This window comes from Lysinibacillus sp. BS3, from assembly GCF_039614735.1.
Classification (GTDB): domain Bacteria; phylum Bacillota; class Bacilli; order Bacillales_A; family Planococcaceae; genus Lysinibacillus; species Lysinibacillus capsici.
Map to the genome: position 1 here is coordinate 2,581,434 of NZ_CP154860.1, position 15,559 is coordinate 2,596,992.

General features: G+C 37.2%; 19 protein-coding genes. 5 read left to right on the forward strand and 14 right to left on the reverse strand.

The window, feature by feature from the left end:
• Positions 1 to 8: 8 nt before the first annotated feature.
• From AAJG31_RS12645 to AAJG31_RS12675, 7 genes are read right to left on the reverse strand one after another with little or no spacing between them, the layout of a single operon-like run.
• Positions 9 to 377, reverse strand: coding sequence for a Na+/H+ antiporter subunit G (locus tag AAJG31_RS12645; protein ID WP_048395761.1), 369 nt, complete (start codon positions 375 to 377; stop codon positions 9 to 11).
• The gene (locus AAJG31_RS12650; protein ID WP_004233151.1) at positions 355 to 639 is read right to left on the reverse strand and encodes a Na(+)/H(+) antiporter subunit F1; all 285 of its coding nucleotides are present in this window, start codon (positions 637 to 639) and stop codon (positions 355 to 357) included. Before AAJG31_RS12650 ends, AAJG31_RS12645 begins: the two co-directional genes overlap by 23 nt.
• Complete coding sequence (locus AAJG31_RS12655; protein WP_048395764.1) at positions 639 to 1,121, reverse strand: Na+/H+ antiporter subunit E; 483 nt, start codon at positions 1,119 to 1,121, stop codon at positions 639 to 641. Before AAJG31_RS12655 ends, AAJG31_RS12650 begins: the two co-directional genes overlap by 1 nt.
• The gene (locus tag AAJG31_RS12660; RefSeq protein ID WP_066038458.1) at positions 1,121 to 2,626 is read right to left on the reverse strand and encodes a Na+/H+ antiporter subunit D; all 1,506 of its coding nucleotides are present in this window, start codon (positions 2,624 to 2,626) and stop codon (positions 1,121 to 1,123) included. The genes AAJG31_RS12655 and AAJG31_RS12660 overlap by 1 nt, the downstream gene beginning before the upstream one ends.
• Complete coding sequence (locus AAJG31_RS12665; protein ID WP_004233143.1) at positions 2,619 to 2,957, reverse strand: Na(+)/H(+) antiporter subunit C; 339 nt, start codon at positions 2,955 to 2,957, stop codon at positions 2,619 to 2,621. The genes AAJG31_RS12660 and AAJG31_RS12665 overlap by 8 nt, the downstream gene beginning before the upstream one ends.
• 3 nt (positions 2,958 to 2,960) lie before the next feature.
• Complete coding sequence (locus tag AAJG31_RS12670; RefSeq protein ID WP_004233141.1) at positions 2,961 to 3,383, reverse strand: Na(+)/H(+) antiporter subunit B; 423 nt, start codon at positions 3,381 to 3,383, stop codon at positions 2,961 to 2,963.
• Positions 3,373 to 5,784, reverse strand: coding sequence for a Na+/H+ antiporter subunit A (locus AAJG31_RS12675; protein ID WP_048395768.1), 2,412 nt, complete (start codon positions 5,782 to 5,784; stop codon positions 3,373 to 3,375). Before AAJG31_RS12675 ends, AAJG31_RS12670 begins: the two co-directional genes overlap by 11 nt.
• 564 nt (positions 5,785 to 6,348) lie before the next feature.
• Here AAJG31_RS12675 and AAJG31_RS12680 point away from each other — a divergent pair.
• A complete protein-coding gene (locus AAJG31_RS12680; RefSeq protein WP_036075307.1) occupies positions 6,349 to 7,035 on the forward strand; it encodes a histidine kinase in 687 nt (228 codons plus the stop codon).
• Positions 7,036 to 7,063: 28 nt separating this feature from the next.
• Here the strand turns inward: AAJG31_RS12680 and AAJG31_RS12685 are convergent, their stop codons facing one another.
• Positions 7,064 to 8,269 carry an MFS transporter gene (locus tag AAJG31_RS12685; RefSeq protein ID WP_048395769.1) on the reverse strand — a complete coding sequence of 402 codons (1,206 nt, stop codon included), beginning with the start codon at positions 8,267 to 8,269 and terminating at the stop codon, positions 7,064 to 7,066.
• A gap of 102 nt (positions 8,270 to 8,371) precedes the next feature.
• Between AAJG31_RS12685 and AAJG31_RS12690 the strand changes: the two genes are divergently transcribed.
• Entirely contained in the window at positions 8,372 to 9,091 is a 720-nt protein-coding gene (locus AAJG31_RS12690; protein ID WP_082148191.1) for a DUF421 domain-containing protein, read from the forward strand.
• A gap of 25 nt (positions 9,092 to 9,116) precedes the next feature.
• Here the strand turns inward: AAJG31_RS12690 and AAJG31_RS12695 are convergent, their stop codons facing one another.
• Entirely contained in the window at positions 9,117 to 9,821 is a 705-nt protein-coding gene (locus AAJG31_RS12695) for a CBS domain-containing protein (RefSeq protein WP_048395772.1), read from the reverse strand.
• A 175-nt stretch (positions 9,822 to 9,996) separates the two neighbouring features.
• On the opposite strand from AAJG31_RS12695, the gene AAJG31_RS12700 reads away from it, so the two are divergent.
• On the forward strand, positions 9,997 to 10,767 hold the full coding sequence (locus AAJG31_RS12700) for a MerR family transcriptional regulator (RefSeq protein ID WP_279493612.1): 771 nt from the start codon (positions 9,997 to 9,999) through the stop codon (positions 10,765 to 10,767).
• Positions 10,764 to 11,417 (forward strand): GAP family protein, encoded by a 654-nt coding sequence (locus AAJG31_RS12705; protein ID WP_066038455.1) that lies wholly within the window; start codon positions 10,764 to 10,766, stop codon positions 11,415 to 11,417. The genes AAJG31_RS12700 and AAJG31_RS12705 overlap by 4 nt, the downstream gene beginning before the upstream one ends.
• A 39-nt stretch (positions 11,418 to 11,456) precedes the next feature.
• Here the strand turns inward: AAJG31_RS12705 and AAJG31_RS12710 are convergent, their stop codons facing one another.
• The 5 genes from AAJG31_RS12710 to AAJG31_RS12730 all read right to left on the reverse strand — a co-directional run bounded on the left by AAJG31_RS12710 (position 11,457) and on the right by AAJG31_RS12730 (position 14,839).
• Positions 11,457 to 12,239, reverse strand: coding sequence for an ABC transporter permease subunit (locus tag AAJG31_RS12710; RefSeq protein ID WP_066038454.1), 783 nt, complete (start codon positions 12,237 to 12,239; stop codon positions 11,457 to 11,459).
• Positions 12,236 to 13,120 (reverse strand): ABC transporter ATP-binding protein, encoded by an 885-nt coding sequence (locus AAJG31_RS12715; protein ID WP_048395781.1) that lies wholly within the window; start codon positions 13,118 to 13,120, stop codon positions 12,236 to 12,238. The genes AAJG31_RS12710 and AAJG31_RS12715 overlap by 4 nt, the downstream gene beginning before the upstream one ends.
• Positions 13,117 to 13,320 carry a PLD nuclease N-terminal domain-containing protein gene (locus tag AAJG31_RS12720; RefSeq protein ID WP_279493611.1) on the reverse strand — a complete coding sequence of 68 codons (204 nt, stop codon included), beginning with the start codon at positions 13,318 to 13,320 and terminating at the stop codon, positions 13,117 to 13,119. Before AAJG31_RS12720 ends, AAJG31_RS12715 begins: the two co-directional genes overlap by 4 nt.
• A gap of 118 nt (positions 13,321 to 13,438) precedes the next feature.
• Positions 13,439 to 13,870 (reverse strand): dual specificity protein phosphatase family protein, encoded by a 432-nt coding sequence (locus AAJG31_RS12725; protein ID WP_066038453.1) that lies wholly within the window; start codon positions 13,868 to 13,870, stop codon positions 13,439 to 13,441.
• Positions 13,871 to 13,891: 21 nt separating this feature from the next.
• Complete coding sequence (locus tag AAJG31_RS12730; protein WP_054548551.1) at positions 13,892 to 14,839, reverse strand: carbohydrate kinase; 948 nt, start codon at positions 14,837 to 14,839, stop codon at positions 13,892 to 13,894.
• A gap of 156 nt (positions 14,840 to 14,995) precedes the next feature.
• On the opposite strand from AAJG31_RS12730, the gene AAJG31_RS12735 reads away from it, so the two are divergent.
• Positions 14,996 to 15,559 (forward strand): GNAT family N-acetyltransferase, encoded by a 564-nt coding sequence (locus tag AAJG31_RS12735; RefSeq protein ID WP_066038452.1) that lies wholly within the window; start codon positions 14,996 to 14,998, stop codon positions 15,557 to 15,559.

The following is a 15,559-nucleotide window of genomic DNA, read 5'->3' on the forward strand; positions in this document are numbered from 1 at the left end:
TCCTCCTTCTATTTTATCGTATGCTCTTCTGGGAACAATTTTGACTTTAATTCATCTTCACCAGAGTCCTTTGCTAATGGAACGCGAGAACGATAGGCAGCACGACAAATTAAATGCCCTGCAACGGGTGCTGTCACAAAGACGAAAAGAATACCTAAAATGAGCCGTACACTAACAAAACCGTCATGTACCCAGAAATAGATAAACGCTCCTAACAAACAGGTTAAAACCGATAATGTAGAGCTTTTCGTAGCAGCATGTGATCGTGTATAGACATCTGGTAGGCGAATCATCCCAAATGCGCTAATAACACTCACAATGGAACCTATAAGAATAAGGATAACTGCTGCCCATTCAATCATTTGATTTACGTTCAACAATCACACCTCTTTCTATATATTTTGTAAATGCAATCGTTCCGATAAACGCTAAAATGCCCAAAATAAGAATAGCTTCTAAATATGCTTTAGTCTTCAATATAATAGAGACAATCGCAATAGCCGATAATAAATTAACACCAATTGTATCGAGAGCTATCGCTCGATCAGGCATTGACGGACCACGGATAACACGATATAACGACAGCGCAATGGAAATACTGAAGAAAGCAAGTGCAAGAAGTAATATATTGTTAATCATTAGCGTGTCACCTCCATTATTGCTTGTTCGAATTTTCCAATTGATCGTATAACAGCATCCTTTGACTGTTCGATGTCCATAGCATGAATATAAAAGACATCTCCCTCTTCCGATACCTCCATGACGACAGAGCCAGGTGTTAACGTTAACAGTAAGGCAAGAGCTGTAATCTCCCAATCACCCTCTAATACAGTTTTATATGTGAAAATACCCGGTGTAATATTTAGCTTAGGTGTAGTGATTTGTCTTAATACACTATAGCTTGATAAAAATAGTTCCCAGTTAAACAGCCATAATAACTTGATAATGGAAAAGACTCTCCTCATGTAAAATTGAGTACCATAAAAGCGATGCATCGCATATAGAATACCCATACCTACAACAAAACCCATTAAAAATGTTGAAAATTGTGGTGTCACTTCATCCTGTAGAAGTAACCAAAGTGTTGCGATAAATAAATTTAAAATAAACTGCATCGCCATTATTTATTCACCTCACCTTGCCATTGTTCGCCATCTAAAACTGCATCGATATAGATAGATGGTGTATAAAGTGTTTCAGCTGCATCTGTGACAAATGGTGCCAGTTTTTCTGCCCCAATACCTAACCCAAATGTGCAAACAGCTAGTAATGTTAATGGCAACAATATACGTTTAGGTAAAGGTTTTTCATCCTCTAAGCTAATAATGGTTTCGCCGAAAAAGGAAGAAAGAAATATCCTTAACAATGAATATAAAACAATTAAACTAGAGAAAAACCCTAGACCTAATAGAACGAAATGGCCACCTTCTATCGCACCTTGTCCAATTAAAACCTTTCCTAAAAAACCACTCAGTGGGGGTATACCAGCTAGTGAACACATTGCTATAAAGAACAACCATCCAAAAAAGGGGTAGTTACGAATAAGTCCACTCATCTTATCAATTACTGTTTCCCCAGTGAGATATATCATCATGCCAACAGCTAAGAACAACATAGCCTTAGCTATCATATCGTGCATTAAATAGTAGATAACACCTTGTAAGGCTGACTCTGTGCCTACAGCTAGCCCAATTATTATAAAACCAACGCCAATTAGTACATTGTAAGAGGCTATTGTTCTAACATCACGACCTGAAAGTGCACCGATACAGCCTGCTATAATTGTGAGTCCAGCCATGATGCCAAGAGCTGTGTGTGTGACTTCAGAATTGTTAGGGAACAGCAATGTAAAGGAACGTACAAGTGCATACATCCCTACCTTTGTTAATAAAGCAGCAAATAAAGCAGCAATGGCAGTTGGTGGTACACTATAAGATCCTGGCAACCAGAAGAATAATAAAAGTCCAGCCTTCAAGCTAAAGACGATTAAGAAAATAAGCGCTACTGTTGTAATAAGAGGATTAGCTCCTGCCTCCATTACACGAACTGAAATATGTGCCATATTTAATGTGCCTACCGTTCCATACAGAAAAGCTAGTGCTACTAAGAAAATCCAAGAGGCAACAATGTTGATGAGCACATATTTCAATGCTTCACGTAGCTGAATTTTTTCGCCACCTAAGCTAATCAATGCATAGGAAGCGAGCAACATTACTTCAAAACACACAAATAAGTTAAAAATATCGCCCGTCAAAAATGAGCCATTGACACCTGCTATCATCAGCAAGGTAAATGGATAAAAATACATTTTTTCATATCTTAGCTCCATTGTAAAAATTGCATATAGCATACAAATGAGAGCTACAATATTTGCAACTAACACTAATAGTGTCGCAAATGAATCGGCTACAAATGAGATTCCAAATGGTGGTGCCCATCCACTAAAATCAATGCGCATCACACCCTGTTCTTGAATCTCTACTAATAAAATGACGCTAATGATAATAATAAAGCTCAATGTCAATAAACTGATGATACGTTGTAGCGTCACATGCTCTTTTAAAAACACCAGTAAAATAGCCGTAATTACTGGTACAATTAATGGTAAAACAATCATATTACTCATCAGGCGTACCTCTCAATTCATCAAAATTCCCTGAACCATTTGTTTTGTACGCGCGATACCCTAAAACGAGAACAAAAGCAGTGACAGCAAAGCTAATCACAATCGCTGTTAATATTAATGCTTGAGGTAATGCATCTGTATATGGTCCCTCTGATTCTCCTAATAACGGGACATCCCCTTTTTTTAAACCTCCCATAGTCAAAATCAGTAAGTGGGCAGCATGAGATAAAACAGCGGTGCCTAAAATAACACGCAATAACTGCTTCGAGAGGATTAAGTACGTCGCAACAGCTACTAATATACCTACTAAAACAAGTATTAAAGACTCCATTGGCTACTCATCCTCGCTTATACTTAAAATAATTGTTACAACAACCCCCACCACTGTTAAAGCCACACCTGCTTCAAAAATAGTGACAGTTGAAAAGCCCATTTTTCCAAAGATAGGAACATCTATATACGTATGTGCTTGTGTTAAAAATGGGACATCAAAAAACAACGAACCTATTGCTGTTCCAGTTGCTAGCAATACACCAAGAGCTGCAACTTTTTTGAAGTCGAAAGGCATCCCTTTATGAACAGTTTCAATATCATAGGCTAGATATAACAAAACAATGCCTGAGGCTAACACCAGACCACCTATAAAGCCACCACCAGGAGCATGATGCCCAGCAAAGAATAAATACACGCCGAGTGTTAAAATAATGAACACAACGGCTTTGGTGACGGTTCTTAAAATCACATCATTAATTTTCATGATCTGCTTCCTCCTTTCGTGGCTTAAGCTTTGTCAGAGCATAGACCCCTAAGCCAGCAATTAGAAGAACAACAACCTCTAGCATCGTATCAAAAGCACGGAAATCCCCTAGTATTGTATTAACGATGTTGGAACCGCCAGCCAATTCATAGGCATCATTGAAGTAAGTAGCCACTGGTTCAAAGCGATCATAGTGTACTACTGCTAAACCAACAATAGTTACGGTTGCACCAACAAAAATAGAAATTAATGCTTTTGACCATTGAACCCTTTTACGTGGTAGCTCTGGCATTAAATCTGGCAGATATTTAAAACATAAAAGGAATAAAGCTGTTGTGACCGATTCAACAACTAATTGTGTTAAAGCTAGGTCTGGTGCACGGAAAATAACAAAGAAGAAGGCAATAGAATAGCCTAGTACACCATTTAGCAACATGGCTGTCACCCGACCCTTTGCGAAAATCATCCAAACAGCAGCAAAAATCATGACAAACACAAGGATTAACTCGTAGGATTCTATAGCGGAATCTTTGTCAAAATTAAAGGTCATGGCATCTGACCAAACAAAATAACCAGCGATAAGTGCAACAAAAAATACATATATATAGACAAAATAATGTGTTAAATTACCTGTCATATATTTATTGGTAAGCTTCTGTGAGCCATTTTCACTCATCTCTATCATTCGATTGTAATACGTATTAAACGTATACTTTTGTGAAAATAGACGATAAAGTGGCTTCCAGCTTTTTAATGTTTTAAATAAGATAATTCCAATAATAATGACACCTACTGTCATCAATAACTCTGCATTGATGCCATGCCATGCATGAATATGTGGTGTTAACTCACTTGTAGTTGGGAATGTTGGATAAATACTAGCCATAGCAGGCTCTAAAATATAATGACCTAATATATTAGGGAAGAAAAAGATACCAACTACCAACAAGCATAAAATAATTGGCGATATTAACATGCCAAGTGGAGCTTCGTGTGGTTTTTTATCAATCTTCTCTGGCTGTAGTTTACCCAAAAATGTACGACTAATTAAAATCAAACTATAGACAAAGGTAAAGATACTTGCCACCCATGCTACTATAGGAAAAAACAGCCCTATATCAGCAATAGAGAATGCTTCTACATCACGAATAGCCAATACTGCTGCAAAAAACATTTCCTTACTTAAAAAGCCATTAAATGGTGGCAGTCCTGCCATTGAGAAGCTACCAATCACAGCAATTGTAAAAGTGATAGGCATGAAAGACATTAAGCCACCTAAACGACGAATATCACGGGTACCTACTTCATGATCGACAATTCCAACCATCATGAATAAAGCTCCTTTAAAGGTCGAATGATTCACAAGGTGAAATAGCGCTGCAAAGCTTGCTTGGGTGTAAAGAATCGAGTTTTCCTCATAGCCATAATAATGACCAACAGACCCAAGACCAAAGAGACTCATAATTAAACCAAGCTGACTCACTGTTGAAAAGGCTAATAATGCTTTTAAATCCGTCTGACGGACAGCATTAAAGGAGCCCCAGAATAATGTAACTAGGCCGATAACACTAACTAGCCAGAACCATACTGCCTCTCCTCCAAAAACCGGTGAAAAACGAGCAACTAAATAAATGCCTGCCTTCACCATTGTTGCGGAATGTAAGTAAGCACTAACAGGTGTTGGGGCCTCCATAGCATCAGGCAACCAAATGTGGAATGGAAATTGTGCAGATTTTGTAAAAGCCCCTAGTAAAATTAGAATAAGCGCTGGCGTAAATAAGGTATGATCTCGTATAACCTCTACATTAGCTACAATTTCACGAATACTAAATGTATGAGAAGCTACATAGAGCATTAAGAAACCCGCAAGCATTGAGAGTCCGCCAAAGACGGTAATCATCATCGCTTTTTTAGCACCTGCCCGAGAAGCCTTTCTATGATGCCAAAATGCGATTAATAGGAATGATGACACACTCGTTAATTCCCAAAATGTGTATAATACCATTAGGTTATCTGAAAAAACAACGCCAAGCATAGCGCCCATGAATAGTAATAAATAGCAGTAAAAATGATGAAGAGATTCTTTCGTTGATAAATAAAAAATAGAATATAAAATGACTAAACTACCTACACCTGTAATCAGCAGACCAAAAATCATACTGAGTCCATCTAGGTAAGTTGTGAAATTTATATTAAAAGAGGGAATCCACTCATATGTATGAATAAAGGTTTTACCCTCGGCTAATTGAGGAATATAGCGAGCGAGTAAAAGAAACAAGATGAATGGAACAGATAAAACAAACCAGCCAAGATGTGTGACACGCCTTAGTCGCCTGTAAAGCAATGGAATTAGAGCAGCACAAACAAATGGCAAAAGTATCGCAATGAGAACTGTGACCAAATGAAAACCTCCTACTATCTAAATCATCTAGCAAATTTTTGTGGTGATGGGCATGTAAAGTGCTAAGACTTTAGAAATTTGTTCAAGCTAAGGAACATATTAGATGTATTCTTGAAATTTATTAATGGAATGTGGTGGGGTATTAAAGTGCCTAATTGTTTATAAAAACGGTTATTTTAGTTATTTAGTCACTTCTAACCCGATGCAAGCCTAAATAACTTGTGGAAAATCAGATAATTTATACAGTTACAACTCAGTTAATATCAGCATAATGAAGACACTTGACTATCTATTTAACTCACTGCATAATAGTGTGGCATATGAAAGCAAATTAGCATAGATGCACAGAATGCATAAATTAAATAATCTCTAATTATCGATTTAAGCTTAATCCTTCAAGGGTTTTCCAATACATTTTCGTTAACTTTTATACATTTTTAAGTATACAATATAAATGAGCATAATGCACTGTAACAGCATCGATTTTAGCTGTTTTAGGATAATTTTTTCAAAATCAACAGTGAAATTAACAAAATACCAACAGATAAGAGGTGTACATTTTTTATGAAGCATGTAAAAGGGCGTTTGGATGAAAGTATATTAGTTTGTGTTTATTACGGCTTAAATGGCGAACGTTTGATTCGTCGTGGTCATAAGATGGCCACAATGCTTGATTGCCCACTCTATATTCTTTCAGTCGATTCGCAACCCCTTGATGCATTTGACGCAGAGAAATCTAGTTATATAGAGCAATGGAAAAAGTTATCAGATGAACTTGAGGTTGAAAAATTTATTTTGCAAGATAATGAAAAACGCCCCATACAAAAGGTTATTGCAGAGGTCGCGAAGAATTATAGTATTTCACAAATTATCGTAGGGCAAAGCGCACAAAGCCGTTGGGAGGAAATCACTAAAGGTTCGTTCTTAAACGTACTGTTAAAGGAAGTCCCTTTTGTTGATTTTCATATCGTAGCTGTTCAACGCCCAACCGATGATGATGCAAATGAAACATATGAAAAAGGAGTACGTGCTTACTTAATTAAAGAACAGGAGAACTTTAAAGTAGCATTTACATGTCCTAAGTATGTATCGATTGAAGGTATATTCTTCAAAGAAATTGGCACAGATTTTGACAATGGCATCTTTAAATTTACTTACAACGATAAAATGCATGAAGTTCATATTTCAGAGGGCTATGTAATTGATCAGGAAAAATTGCCAGCAGAATTTTTAGCTCCATTAAGACAATAAAAAAACGCGTAGATACGCGTTTTTTTTATTAGACAGCAGCTGAAGCAGGTTTATCTTTCGGTAAGAAGAAGGCAACTAGTAATAATAAAGGTAATAATGAAACAACAATCATTGTAAAATCAATGCCTTTATGATCCATTAAAACGCCGATAACCATTGCCCCTATTGCGCCCATTCCAAAAGCAAATCCTGTTGTTAAACCTGCCATGGTGCCAATTTTTGTTGGGACTAACTCTTGCGCATAGACCACCGTTACGGAGAAGCTAATCATAATCAACGTACCAATAATAACTAAAAATATCATAGCCGCCCATAATGGTACATATGGCAATGCTAAACAAAATGGCATAGGGCCAACTACAGAAAGGATAATGACATTTTTCCTACCAATACGGTCTGATAAAGAACCTCCGAAAAAGGTACCTACTACACCAAATGCCATGAAGGTGAATATTAATATTTGCCCTAGTCGAAGGCTGACCTCATAGTGATCCATTAGATAAAACACATAAAAACTTGTTATATTTGTTGTATAAAATGATCGTGCAAAAATAATTGTAAATAATAATGTTAATGCGATTCCTACTTGTTTCTTTGTTAATGGAGGCAATGTTGAGACGAGTACACGCTTTTTCTTAGTTGCACGCTCCTGCTCCAATTGTTTTTTATACCATGTAGCAATTTTACTTAATAAAATGATACCAAACGTTGCAATTACTAATATGATCGCAGCCCCACGTTGCCCTAAAATATCAAAGATATAAGCACTAATTAATGGTGCTAGTGCTTGCCCTGAATTTCCCCCCACTTGATAAATTGACTGCGCAAGTCCTCGTTTAGATCCAGCTGCCATAAAGGAAACTCTCGATCCCTCAGGGTGAAAAATAGCTGACCCGAAGCCTATAAATAATACCGCAATAATAATAATCCAATACTGCGTTGTGAACGCTATAATAGCAATCCCTATAAATGAACTAATCATACCGATAGGTAAAGCATAAGGCATTGGTTTTTTATCACTGATAAAGCCTACCGCAGGCTGCAATGCAGAAGCAAATATGTTTAATACAAAAGAAATCATTCCAATTTGTGTAAAGGTCAATCCTAATTCACTCTTAAATATCGGAAACATCGCTGGGATAACAGCTTGCATCGTATCATTTATTAGGTGAGCAACACCGATTGCAATCATTATTGGATAGATTGGATTGGTTACATTTAATTGTTTATTCATGTTGCCACCTCACTCTTATTTTGTTTAAACATGATTGTCGCATACTATCGACCATTTTGCACAAGCTATAGTTCGACAGCTGTAAAAGGAGTTGATATATGCATGGAAAGCTTTATTCATGCTCACTTTTGGGAAATGATTCTACGAACAACACTTTCGTTTTTTGCCTTACTAATTCTGGCACGTCTACTTGGTAAAAAACAATTAGGCCAGTTAACGTTTTTCCATTACATTACAGGTATTACATTTGGGTCGATCGCTTCAGAAATTGCCTCTCAGGAAGAAACACCTTTTTTAGATGGTTTGATTTCTCTCGTTTGGTGGAGTGCTTTAACGTATTTGATGACCGTTATTACGATTAAATCTAAAAAAGCTCGCGTTCTCATTGATGATAAACCAACAATTGTTATTCAAAAGGGTCTTATATTAGAATCAGCACTACAAAAAAACCGTCTTCATCTAGATGAGCTTACAATGATGTTACGTGAACAAGCCATTTTCTCCGTACAGGACGTTGAGTATGCTTTACTAGAAACAAATGGAAAGCTCAGTGTGCTACAAAAAACCTCTGAACAAGTGGCTACAAAGCAGGATGTTAAAGCCGATGTATCACCACCTACCTACCTTCCTACTGAAGTTATTTCTGATGGTCAACTTATTACCGAGAATATTGTTGAACTTGAGCTGACAGAAGACTGGGTAATAAAGAAATTGAAAAAGCAAAATGTGCATTCTGTAGAAGAAGTTTATTTTGCTCAAGTCCAAACAAATGGTTCCTTGTACATCAGCTTAAAAGATAAAGCGAGACATTCAAGCCCTTAATTGCTTGTCTAGTCTCGTTTTTTTGTTAATCAATTTTGACAATATCTAAGGGCGTAATAATACCGAGTAATCTTTGATGTGGTTGACCATGCTCCGTTATTAATAATGCCTCAAAGCGTCTCCCTCTTTCGACTCCTTGTTTAAATATTTCCTCAGCCTCATAGATGGATATCGTTCTACTGACAAATTTGTAATTCACTCTATTTTTCTCATGCAATAAGATATCATGCAATGTTGGTATTCTTTTCGGTAAATGATCACCACCCATCTTTGACGCAAGCCAATTTGTGATTCCTACTGTTGTGATGAGCCCCTTAAACTGCTTATTATAATAAACAGGAAATTGTGTATATTTGCGCTGACGTATCACTTTTAAAACATGTTTTAAAGAATCATTTTCTTGAAAAATCAATACTCTTTTACGGAACATTTGCCCCACAAGCGTTGGCTTAGCAAGGGTAGCATCTATGTATTCAATTCGTTCTACAACATCAGTATGTGGCTCTGCAATCACATAATGTAATGATGTACGATGATGCACAATCGCATTTCGTAAGTCTGCATATGAGCGGAGATCATCTTCATATTTCTTCACCAAGACATCCTTTTTCTTTGCTTGATCAATCAGCCGATAAAAAGGCATAAAATCCTTCGCACCTACAATATCTCTCAGTCTATGATCTATTCGATTAAACGCTGTCAGGAAACGATCGGAATTTTCAGTTCCCACTTTTCATGTCCCTTCTTTCTATAGTAGTCTATATATTTTCCGAGTTATTTGACAAATTTCGAGTTACACACCCATTATATTCCTAAGTTATAGAGATTCCAAGAAAGGAGTTTTACAATCCCTCTTGAAAGTGACGTTACGTCATTTTATATAATGTCATTAACAGAGAGGAGGAGTGATTACCTTGCTTACGATTCACAATGTATCAAAACAAACTGGCATTTCTGTTCGAACGTTACGTTACTATGAGGAGATCGGCTTGTTACTTCCTATAGCAAAGACTGAGGGGGGACATAGGATATACGGAGAGAACGAACTCAAAACGTTACAACAGATTGTATTTTTAAAGGCATTGGGCTTCAAGTTGAAAGAAATTCAGACGCTTATCAATAATTCATGGAACTGGGAAGCAAGTTTAGACCATCAGTTAGCTTTTGTAGCAGAAGAGCAAAAGAAACTACAGCAAATGAAGGACACTATTCTTGGATTAAAGAATGCTTCGTCTATCGAAGGTGGGTTGACAGAGTCCCTTATCCAAAAGTACATTAAGCTTTCAAATCAAGAACGAGATAATAAGCAAGCCTTCCGCCAGCAGATTTTTGCAGCCACAGAAATGGAACTATTTAGAAAATTACCCAATTTAAATAAAAATGATCCTAATTCTTTAGAGTGGATTGGTTTATTAGGTCAATTAAAGCAGCTTCATAAGGAAAGCCCTGAAGCCGATTCCGTGCAGTTTATTATTAAACGAATGATGGAAAAAGCCGAGGTAGAATATAACGGAAATGATGAATTTTTAGAGAAGATGTGGACGATAAGAAAATCTACTTATAAATCTGAACAAATAGGATTATATCCTTTAGAGGAAGAATTTCTACATTTTATAGAGCAGGCTTTTCATGTTTATGAAACAAAAAAACAGGCGTTAGGAAAGTCACAATCATGAACATAGAAATGTTGCTACTGATTGGTACCTTAGCTTTGTTAGACATGTTTAGTCCTTCTATAATTGGTGTATCCGTCTATGTATTGCTTGTGGCTAAAAAACAGCAGATCCGCCTTTTATTAACCTATTTAATGACTGTTGGGTTGTTTTACTTTAGTACTGGGATTTTTTTAATGTTAGGTCTAGGTGTCATATTCAACCCTATTTCTAATTTGCTAGATAGTTACTCAGCTCGATTAATCATGACCATGGTAGGGGGAATTTTATTTATTGGCAGTTGGTTAGTTCCAAAAAGAAAGGCAAATGGATCCCCTAAACCAAAATCTTTACATGTCAGCTCTATGGTAGCTTTAGGTTTCACAACTTCTATTTTAGAAGTTGCAACCGCTCTTCCTTATTTCGCGGCAATAGGTATTTTAACGAGTAATCAAATAGTGTTTTATGAATGGTTACCTTTATTGGCAGGATACAATTTAGTAATGATTGCACCAGGGATCATCCTACTATGCTTACATCTATTATTCCGCCGATTTATGAATAAACCTTTAAGAAAAATTCAAACGCTTTTTGATCAAAGAACAAGCTCGACCCTTTCTTGGATTATGTTCTTTGTAGGATTGATTTTGCTTATAAATGGTAGGATGATTTAAAATAAAAAACGGTAAAAATCCATTTTTACCGTTTTCTCTTCAGATTTTTGTCATAGACGCATTTCTTTTCATCATCACGATACCAATGCCGATGCAGATAATTGTCAATGCTAGCGTAATGACTAAGCTCCACCAGTAATCTGACATATCTATTGTCCCTCGAAATTTTGCAATTCCGTAGCTTGCTAGTTTCCACGGTGATATTGTCCAAAAGATTCCTATAATCATATCGATAATTTGCCCAACAAAGATCACTGTAAATGCACATGTTGTAGCAATAACTGTTTTAAAGCTGGCACTCATCATTAACGTAACAGCTATCACAAATAGCAACCAAATATAGTACGTAGAAAAGCTTACTAACAGTGCACCCACGTCCAACGTTCCATATAGAATAGTTGTATAATAGACACTTGCACCAAACCCAGCTAAAATACTAACAAAACAAATGGTGCTCATAACAACAAATTTACTCAAAAAATATGCGCCAAATGATATAGGTCGAGCATATAGTAATGTTGCCATACCATTAGCACGTTCCTTACTGACAGCTCCTACAAACGAAGCCATCATCACCAACAAGCCAATTGTTTGAAATTGCCCGATAGAAGCTTGAATTAAATCCAGTGGCATTAATTCTGGCATCAACATTTCAAAGCCCTCTGGAACATTTCCAACAGCATTTAAAATATCCATCATATAATAGTTTGTTAGTGGATCACTCATTCCAAGCAGAGCAAACACTAGAGGAATCCATAGAAACTTCCAACTCCGCCATGCTTCTCTAAATTCCTTTTGCAGAAGTACATTGAATCCTCTCATGCCTTTTTCGCCACCTTCATGAAAATTTCTTCCAAAGATGCTGTCTGTCGCTCTACCTTTCTAATTGTATAAGGACATTCACTTAACCGTTGAAGCAACATTTTCATCGTCGGCTCTTCATTCACGATCTCAATATACACATTACAACCTATTACATGATTAGAGGAATTTGCAAAAAGCTTAGCCTCTTCTTCACTGCCAAATTCAATGACATAATTTTGCTCATCAAAACGTTGCCGTACTTCACGTAATGTTCCCTGCTCTACTAGTTTTCCATTTTGCAAGAATAATAGTTGATCTGTCATTTCTTCAGCATCATTTAAAATATGCGTTGAGTATAAAATAGTCGTCTCTTGCTGTAGTCCTTTTAATAAATCAAGTACTTCTCTACGGCCGACTGGATCTAAAGCTGAAACAGGTTCGTCTAATAGCAGTAATTTAGGCTTATGCACTATTGCTTGGGAAATACCCAGTCGCTGCTTCATTCCACCTGAAAAAGAGGCTATTTTTTTATGTTGGACGTCCCCTAACCCTACAAATTCTAAGGTTTTTTGTGCTTCTAATTTAGCCTTTTTGGCTGCTACACCATTCAATTTTGCAGCCATTTCTGTAAACTCTAACGCAGTTAACCAAGGATGAAATTGTGGATATTGGGGTAAAAAACCTATATTCGCACGTAAATCATTACCTAGCATCTTTACATTTCCAGCAGTCGGTCTTAAAAGCCCCGTTAACATAGATAAAGTGGTTGTCTTGCCAGCTCCATTTGGACCAATTAAAGCCGTAGAAGTTTTTTCCTCTAAGTTAAAATGAATAGCATCTACAACTTTGTGCTCTGCAAATTGCTTGGTCAAACCTATAACTTGAAGTAAAGTTGTCATGACTGCTTTCTCCCCACTATAAAGTACGCAATTGATCCAAATAGATTAGCAAAAAGAATAATAAACACCCAAAGAATTTTAGGGCCGTTTGTTGAATGAATTTTTCGTAAATCAATAAGTGCTACAATCATCAAAATAATTTGAACGATGATGAGCGGTGCTATTACTGCCCATGGAACTTTTGCTAATTCCTCCATCATACAGATCACCTCATTATTTGTTATACATTAACTATAACAACTTTGTTCTAATATGTATAGAACAAAGTATCTCTTACATCATAAAAAAAGATGTACCTTAATTAGTACATCTTCTCAATTATTTATAAAGTTTTTGCAGCGCGTCTTCCATTTTAGGGCGTATCGTCACCACTGGACGAGCTTTTTTGACAGCTGCCTGTGCTGCTTCTAATGAATCAGCCATACCCAACTCCATTAATATAGCAGTAGCTGCAACACCTGCACGTCCACCACCACTTCCACAGTGGACATATACTTTCTGCCCTGTCTCAAAGGCTATAGCAACTTCTTGCGCGACTTGTTGGATGGATGATGCTACCTCACTATCTTCATCTGCTATAGGCATATGTTTATAAGAATAAGGAACTGTCTCCTGGTCTTGAGGGGATAGCCCTTGAACACGAACATCTATCACAACATCAACGGATTCTTGTGTAAATGCAGCCTCTGCATCTTTTGCACCGCCAAAGAACAGTTGATCCTTTACTAAAACATCGTAGTCTTTCCCCATATTCTCCACGCCTCACATGTTTTATTTTAGTAAATGCTTAATATCCTCATAATATGGTAGAGCCGTTAAAGCACCTGCTTTTGTTGCGGCAAAAGCTCCTAATTTGTTGCCAAAGCTTGTACAACGCACTAGTTCTTCTTTTGTTGTAGGTAAACCATTGTAATGGACATCACGTAGGACACCTGCCATAAATGCATCTCCCGCACCTGTTGTATCCACAGGCACTACTTTCTCAGTAGGTACATGGATAACTTCACCATTAAGGACTGCATAAGTCCCGTTTTCTCCTACGGTAATTAAAATAATAGGCACTAAATAGCTATTTAATTGCTCGATACCTTCTTCTAAGCTACTTGTCTCTGTCAGGAAGAATAGCTCATCATCCGTCACCTTTAAAATATCGACATCCTCGAAAAATGATGTAATCGTATCTCGACAAATTTCTTCACTGCTCCAACGTAAAGGACGAATATTTGCATCCATTGCAATAATCGCACCCTTGTCCTTAGCCATTTCTACTGCTGCTCGTGTTGTAGCAAGAGCTGTTGGATGGAACATTGTGCCTGAACACACCGTTAAAGCAGAGGCATGCTTAAAAGCTGCTTCATTTAGCTGTGATGGTTCAACTTGTAAATCAGGTGTTTCATCAACATAATCCTTAAAAATTCGCTCACATGCTTCTGTTAGATGCACATATACACCACTTACTCGTTTTGCTGGATCAAATACGGCATAATCCAGTTTCACACCCTCTTGGGCAAGCCCATCTCGCACAAATTGCGAGCCCTCGTCATCCCCCGTAATTGTAATTAATGCGGAAGGCGCACCAATGCGGCTAATACCCGCTGCAACATTGACCGTTGCGCCACCCATATATTTAGTAAATGATGTGTTTGTTACATCATCAGCAATATAGTCAATAAAAGCATCTCCATAGACTAATATAAAATCCTTCTCTTGCTTTGTCATGATAGTCCTCCTGAAAGTCTAGTCATTATAGATTAACACGAAAATTGTCATTCTATAAAGGTTTTTACTTTTGGGATTTCTTTATGAGAGGATGGATAACTTGAGTCATCCCCTATCTTTGTTATACTTGCCTATAGAAAGGTAGGGATTATCAAAATGAGTATTACAATTCGACAAGCGCAACCACAAGATGCCCATGCCGTTGTGCCTTTAATTATCGACGCCATTGGCGATATTGCTAATCGCTTAACTGGTGAGCAATCAACGGAGGCTGTTATACAAGAGCTGACTGTTCTTTTTCACCAAGAAGACAATCGACATTCTTATTTAAATACTTTTGTCGCTACTGAAAATGAACAGATTTTGGGGATTCTCGTTTATTATCACGGCGAACAAGCCGTTCACATGGACGCTAACCTTGTTAAATGGCTTGAAGCAAAAAATGCGCCATCCATTGTTATTGACCAAGAAGCCCATGAAGATGAGGCTTACATTGATACAGTTTGTGTTGCACCAGCTGCACGTGGTAAAGGAATCGGAACATTGCTATTACAATTTGCTGAAGAGCTGACAAAGCAGCGTGGCTATACAAAATTATCATTAAATGTTGAAACCCAAAAAGAAGAAGCTCGCCGTCTTTATGAACGACTAGGATTTGTTATTACGGAGCCTTGGTCAATTATTGATGAGCCTTTTCACCATATGGTTAAACAGTTTTAG

What these genes read in the sequence shown, in the direction of transcription:
- AAJG31_RS12650 (WP_004233151.1), bottom strand. Translation starts at nt 639, where the DNA reads ATGATTAACAATATATTACTTCTTGCACTTGCTTTCTTCAGTATTTCC.
- AAJG31_RS12655 (WP_048395764.1), bottom strand. Translation starts at nt 1,121, where the DNA reads ATGGCGATGCAGTTTATTTTAAATTTATTTATCGCAACACTTTGGTTA.
- AAJG31_RS12660 (WP_066038458.1), bottom strand. Translation starts at nt 2,626, where the DNA reads ATGAGTAATATGATTGTTTTACCATTAATTGTACCAGTAATTACGGCT.
- AAJG31_RS12665 (WP_004233143.1), bottom strand. Translation starts at nt 2,957, where the DNA reads ATGGAGTCTTTAATACTTGTTTTAGTAGGTATATTAGTAGCTGTTGCG.
- AAJG31_RS12670 (WP_004233141.1), bottom strand. Translation starts at nt 3,383, where the DNA reads ATGAAAATTAATGATGTGATTTTAAGAACCGTCACCAAAGCCGTTGTG.
- AAJG31_RS12680 (WP_036075307.1), top strand. Translation starts at nt 6,349, where the DNA reads ATGAAGCATGTAAAAGGGCGTTTGGATGAAAGTATATTAGTTTGTGTT.
- AAJG31_RS12685 (WP_048395769.1), bottom strand. Translation starts at nt 8,269, where the DNA reads ATGAATAAACAATTAAATGTAACCAATCCAATCTATCCAATAATGATT.
- AAJG31_RS12690 (WP_082148191.1), top strand. Translation starts at nt 8,372, where the DNA reads ATGGAAAGCTTTATTCATGCTCACTTTTGGGAAATGATTCTACGAACA.
- AAJG31_RS12705 (WP_066038455.1), top strand. Translation starts at nt 10,764, where the DNA reads ATGAACATAGAAATGTTGCTACTGATTGGTACCTTAGCTTTGTTAGAC.
- AAJG31_RS12710 (WP_066038454.1), bottom strand. Translation starts at nt 12,239, where the DNA reads ATGAGAGGATTCAATGTACTTCTGCAAAAGGAATTTAGAGAAGCATGG.
- AAJG31_RS12715 (WP_048395781.1), bottom strand. Translation starts at nt 13,120, where the DNA reads ATGACAACTTTACTTCAAGTTATAGGTTTGACCAAGCAATTTGCAGAG.
- AAJG31_RS12720 (WP_279493611.1), bottom strand. Translation starts at nt 13,320, where the DNA reads ATGATGGAGGAATTAGCAAAAGTTCCATGGGCAGTAATAGCACCGCTC.
- AAJG31_RS12725 (WP_066038453.1), bottom strand. Translation starts at nt 13,870, where the DNA reads ATGGGGAAAGACTACGATGTTTTAGTAAAGGATCAACTGTTCTTTGGC.
- AAJG31_RS12730 (WP_054548551.1), bottom strand. Translation starts at nt 14,839, where the DNA reads ATGACAAAGCAAGAGAAGGATTTTATATTAGTCTATGGAGATGCTTTT.
- AAJG31_RS12735 (WP_066038452.1), top strand. Translation starts at nt 14,996, where the DNA reads ATGAGTATTACAATTCGACAAGCGCAACCACAAGATGCCCATGCCGTT.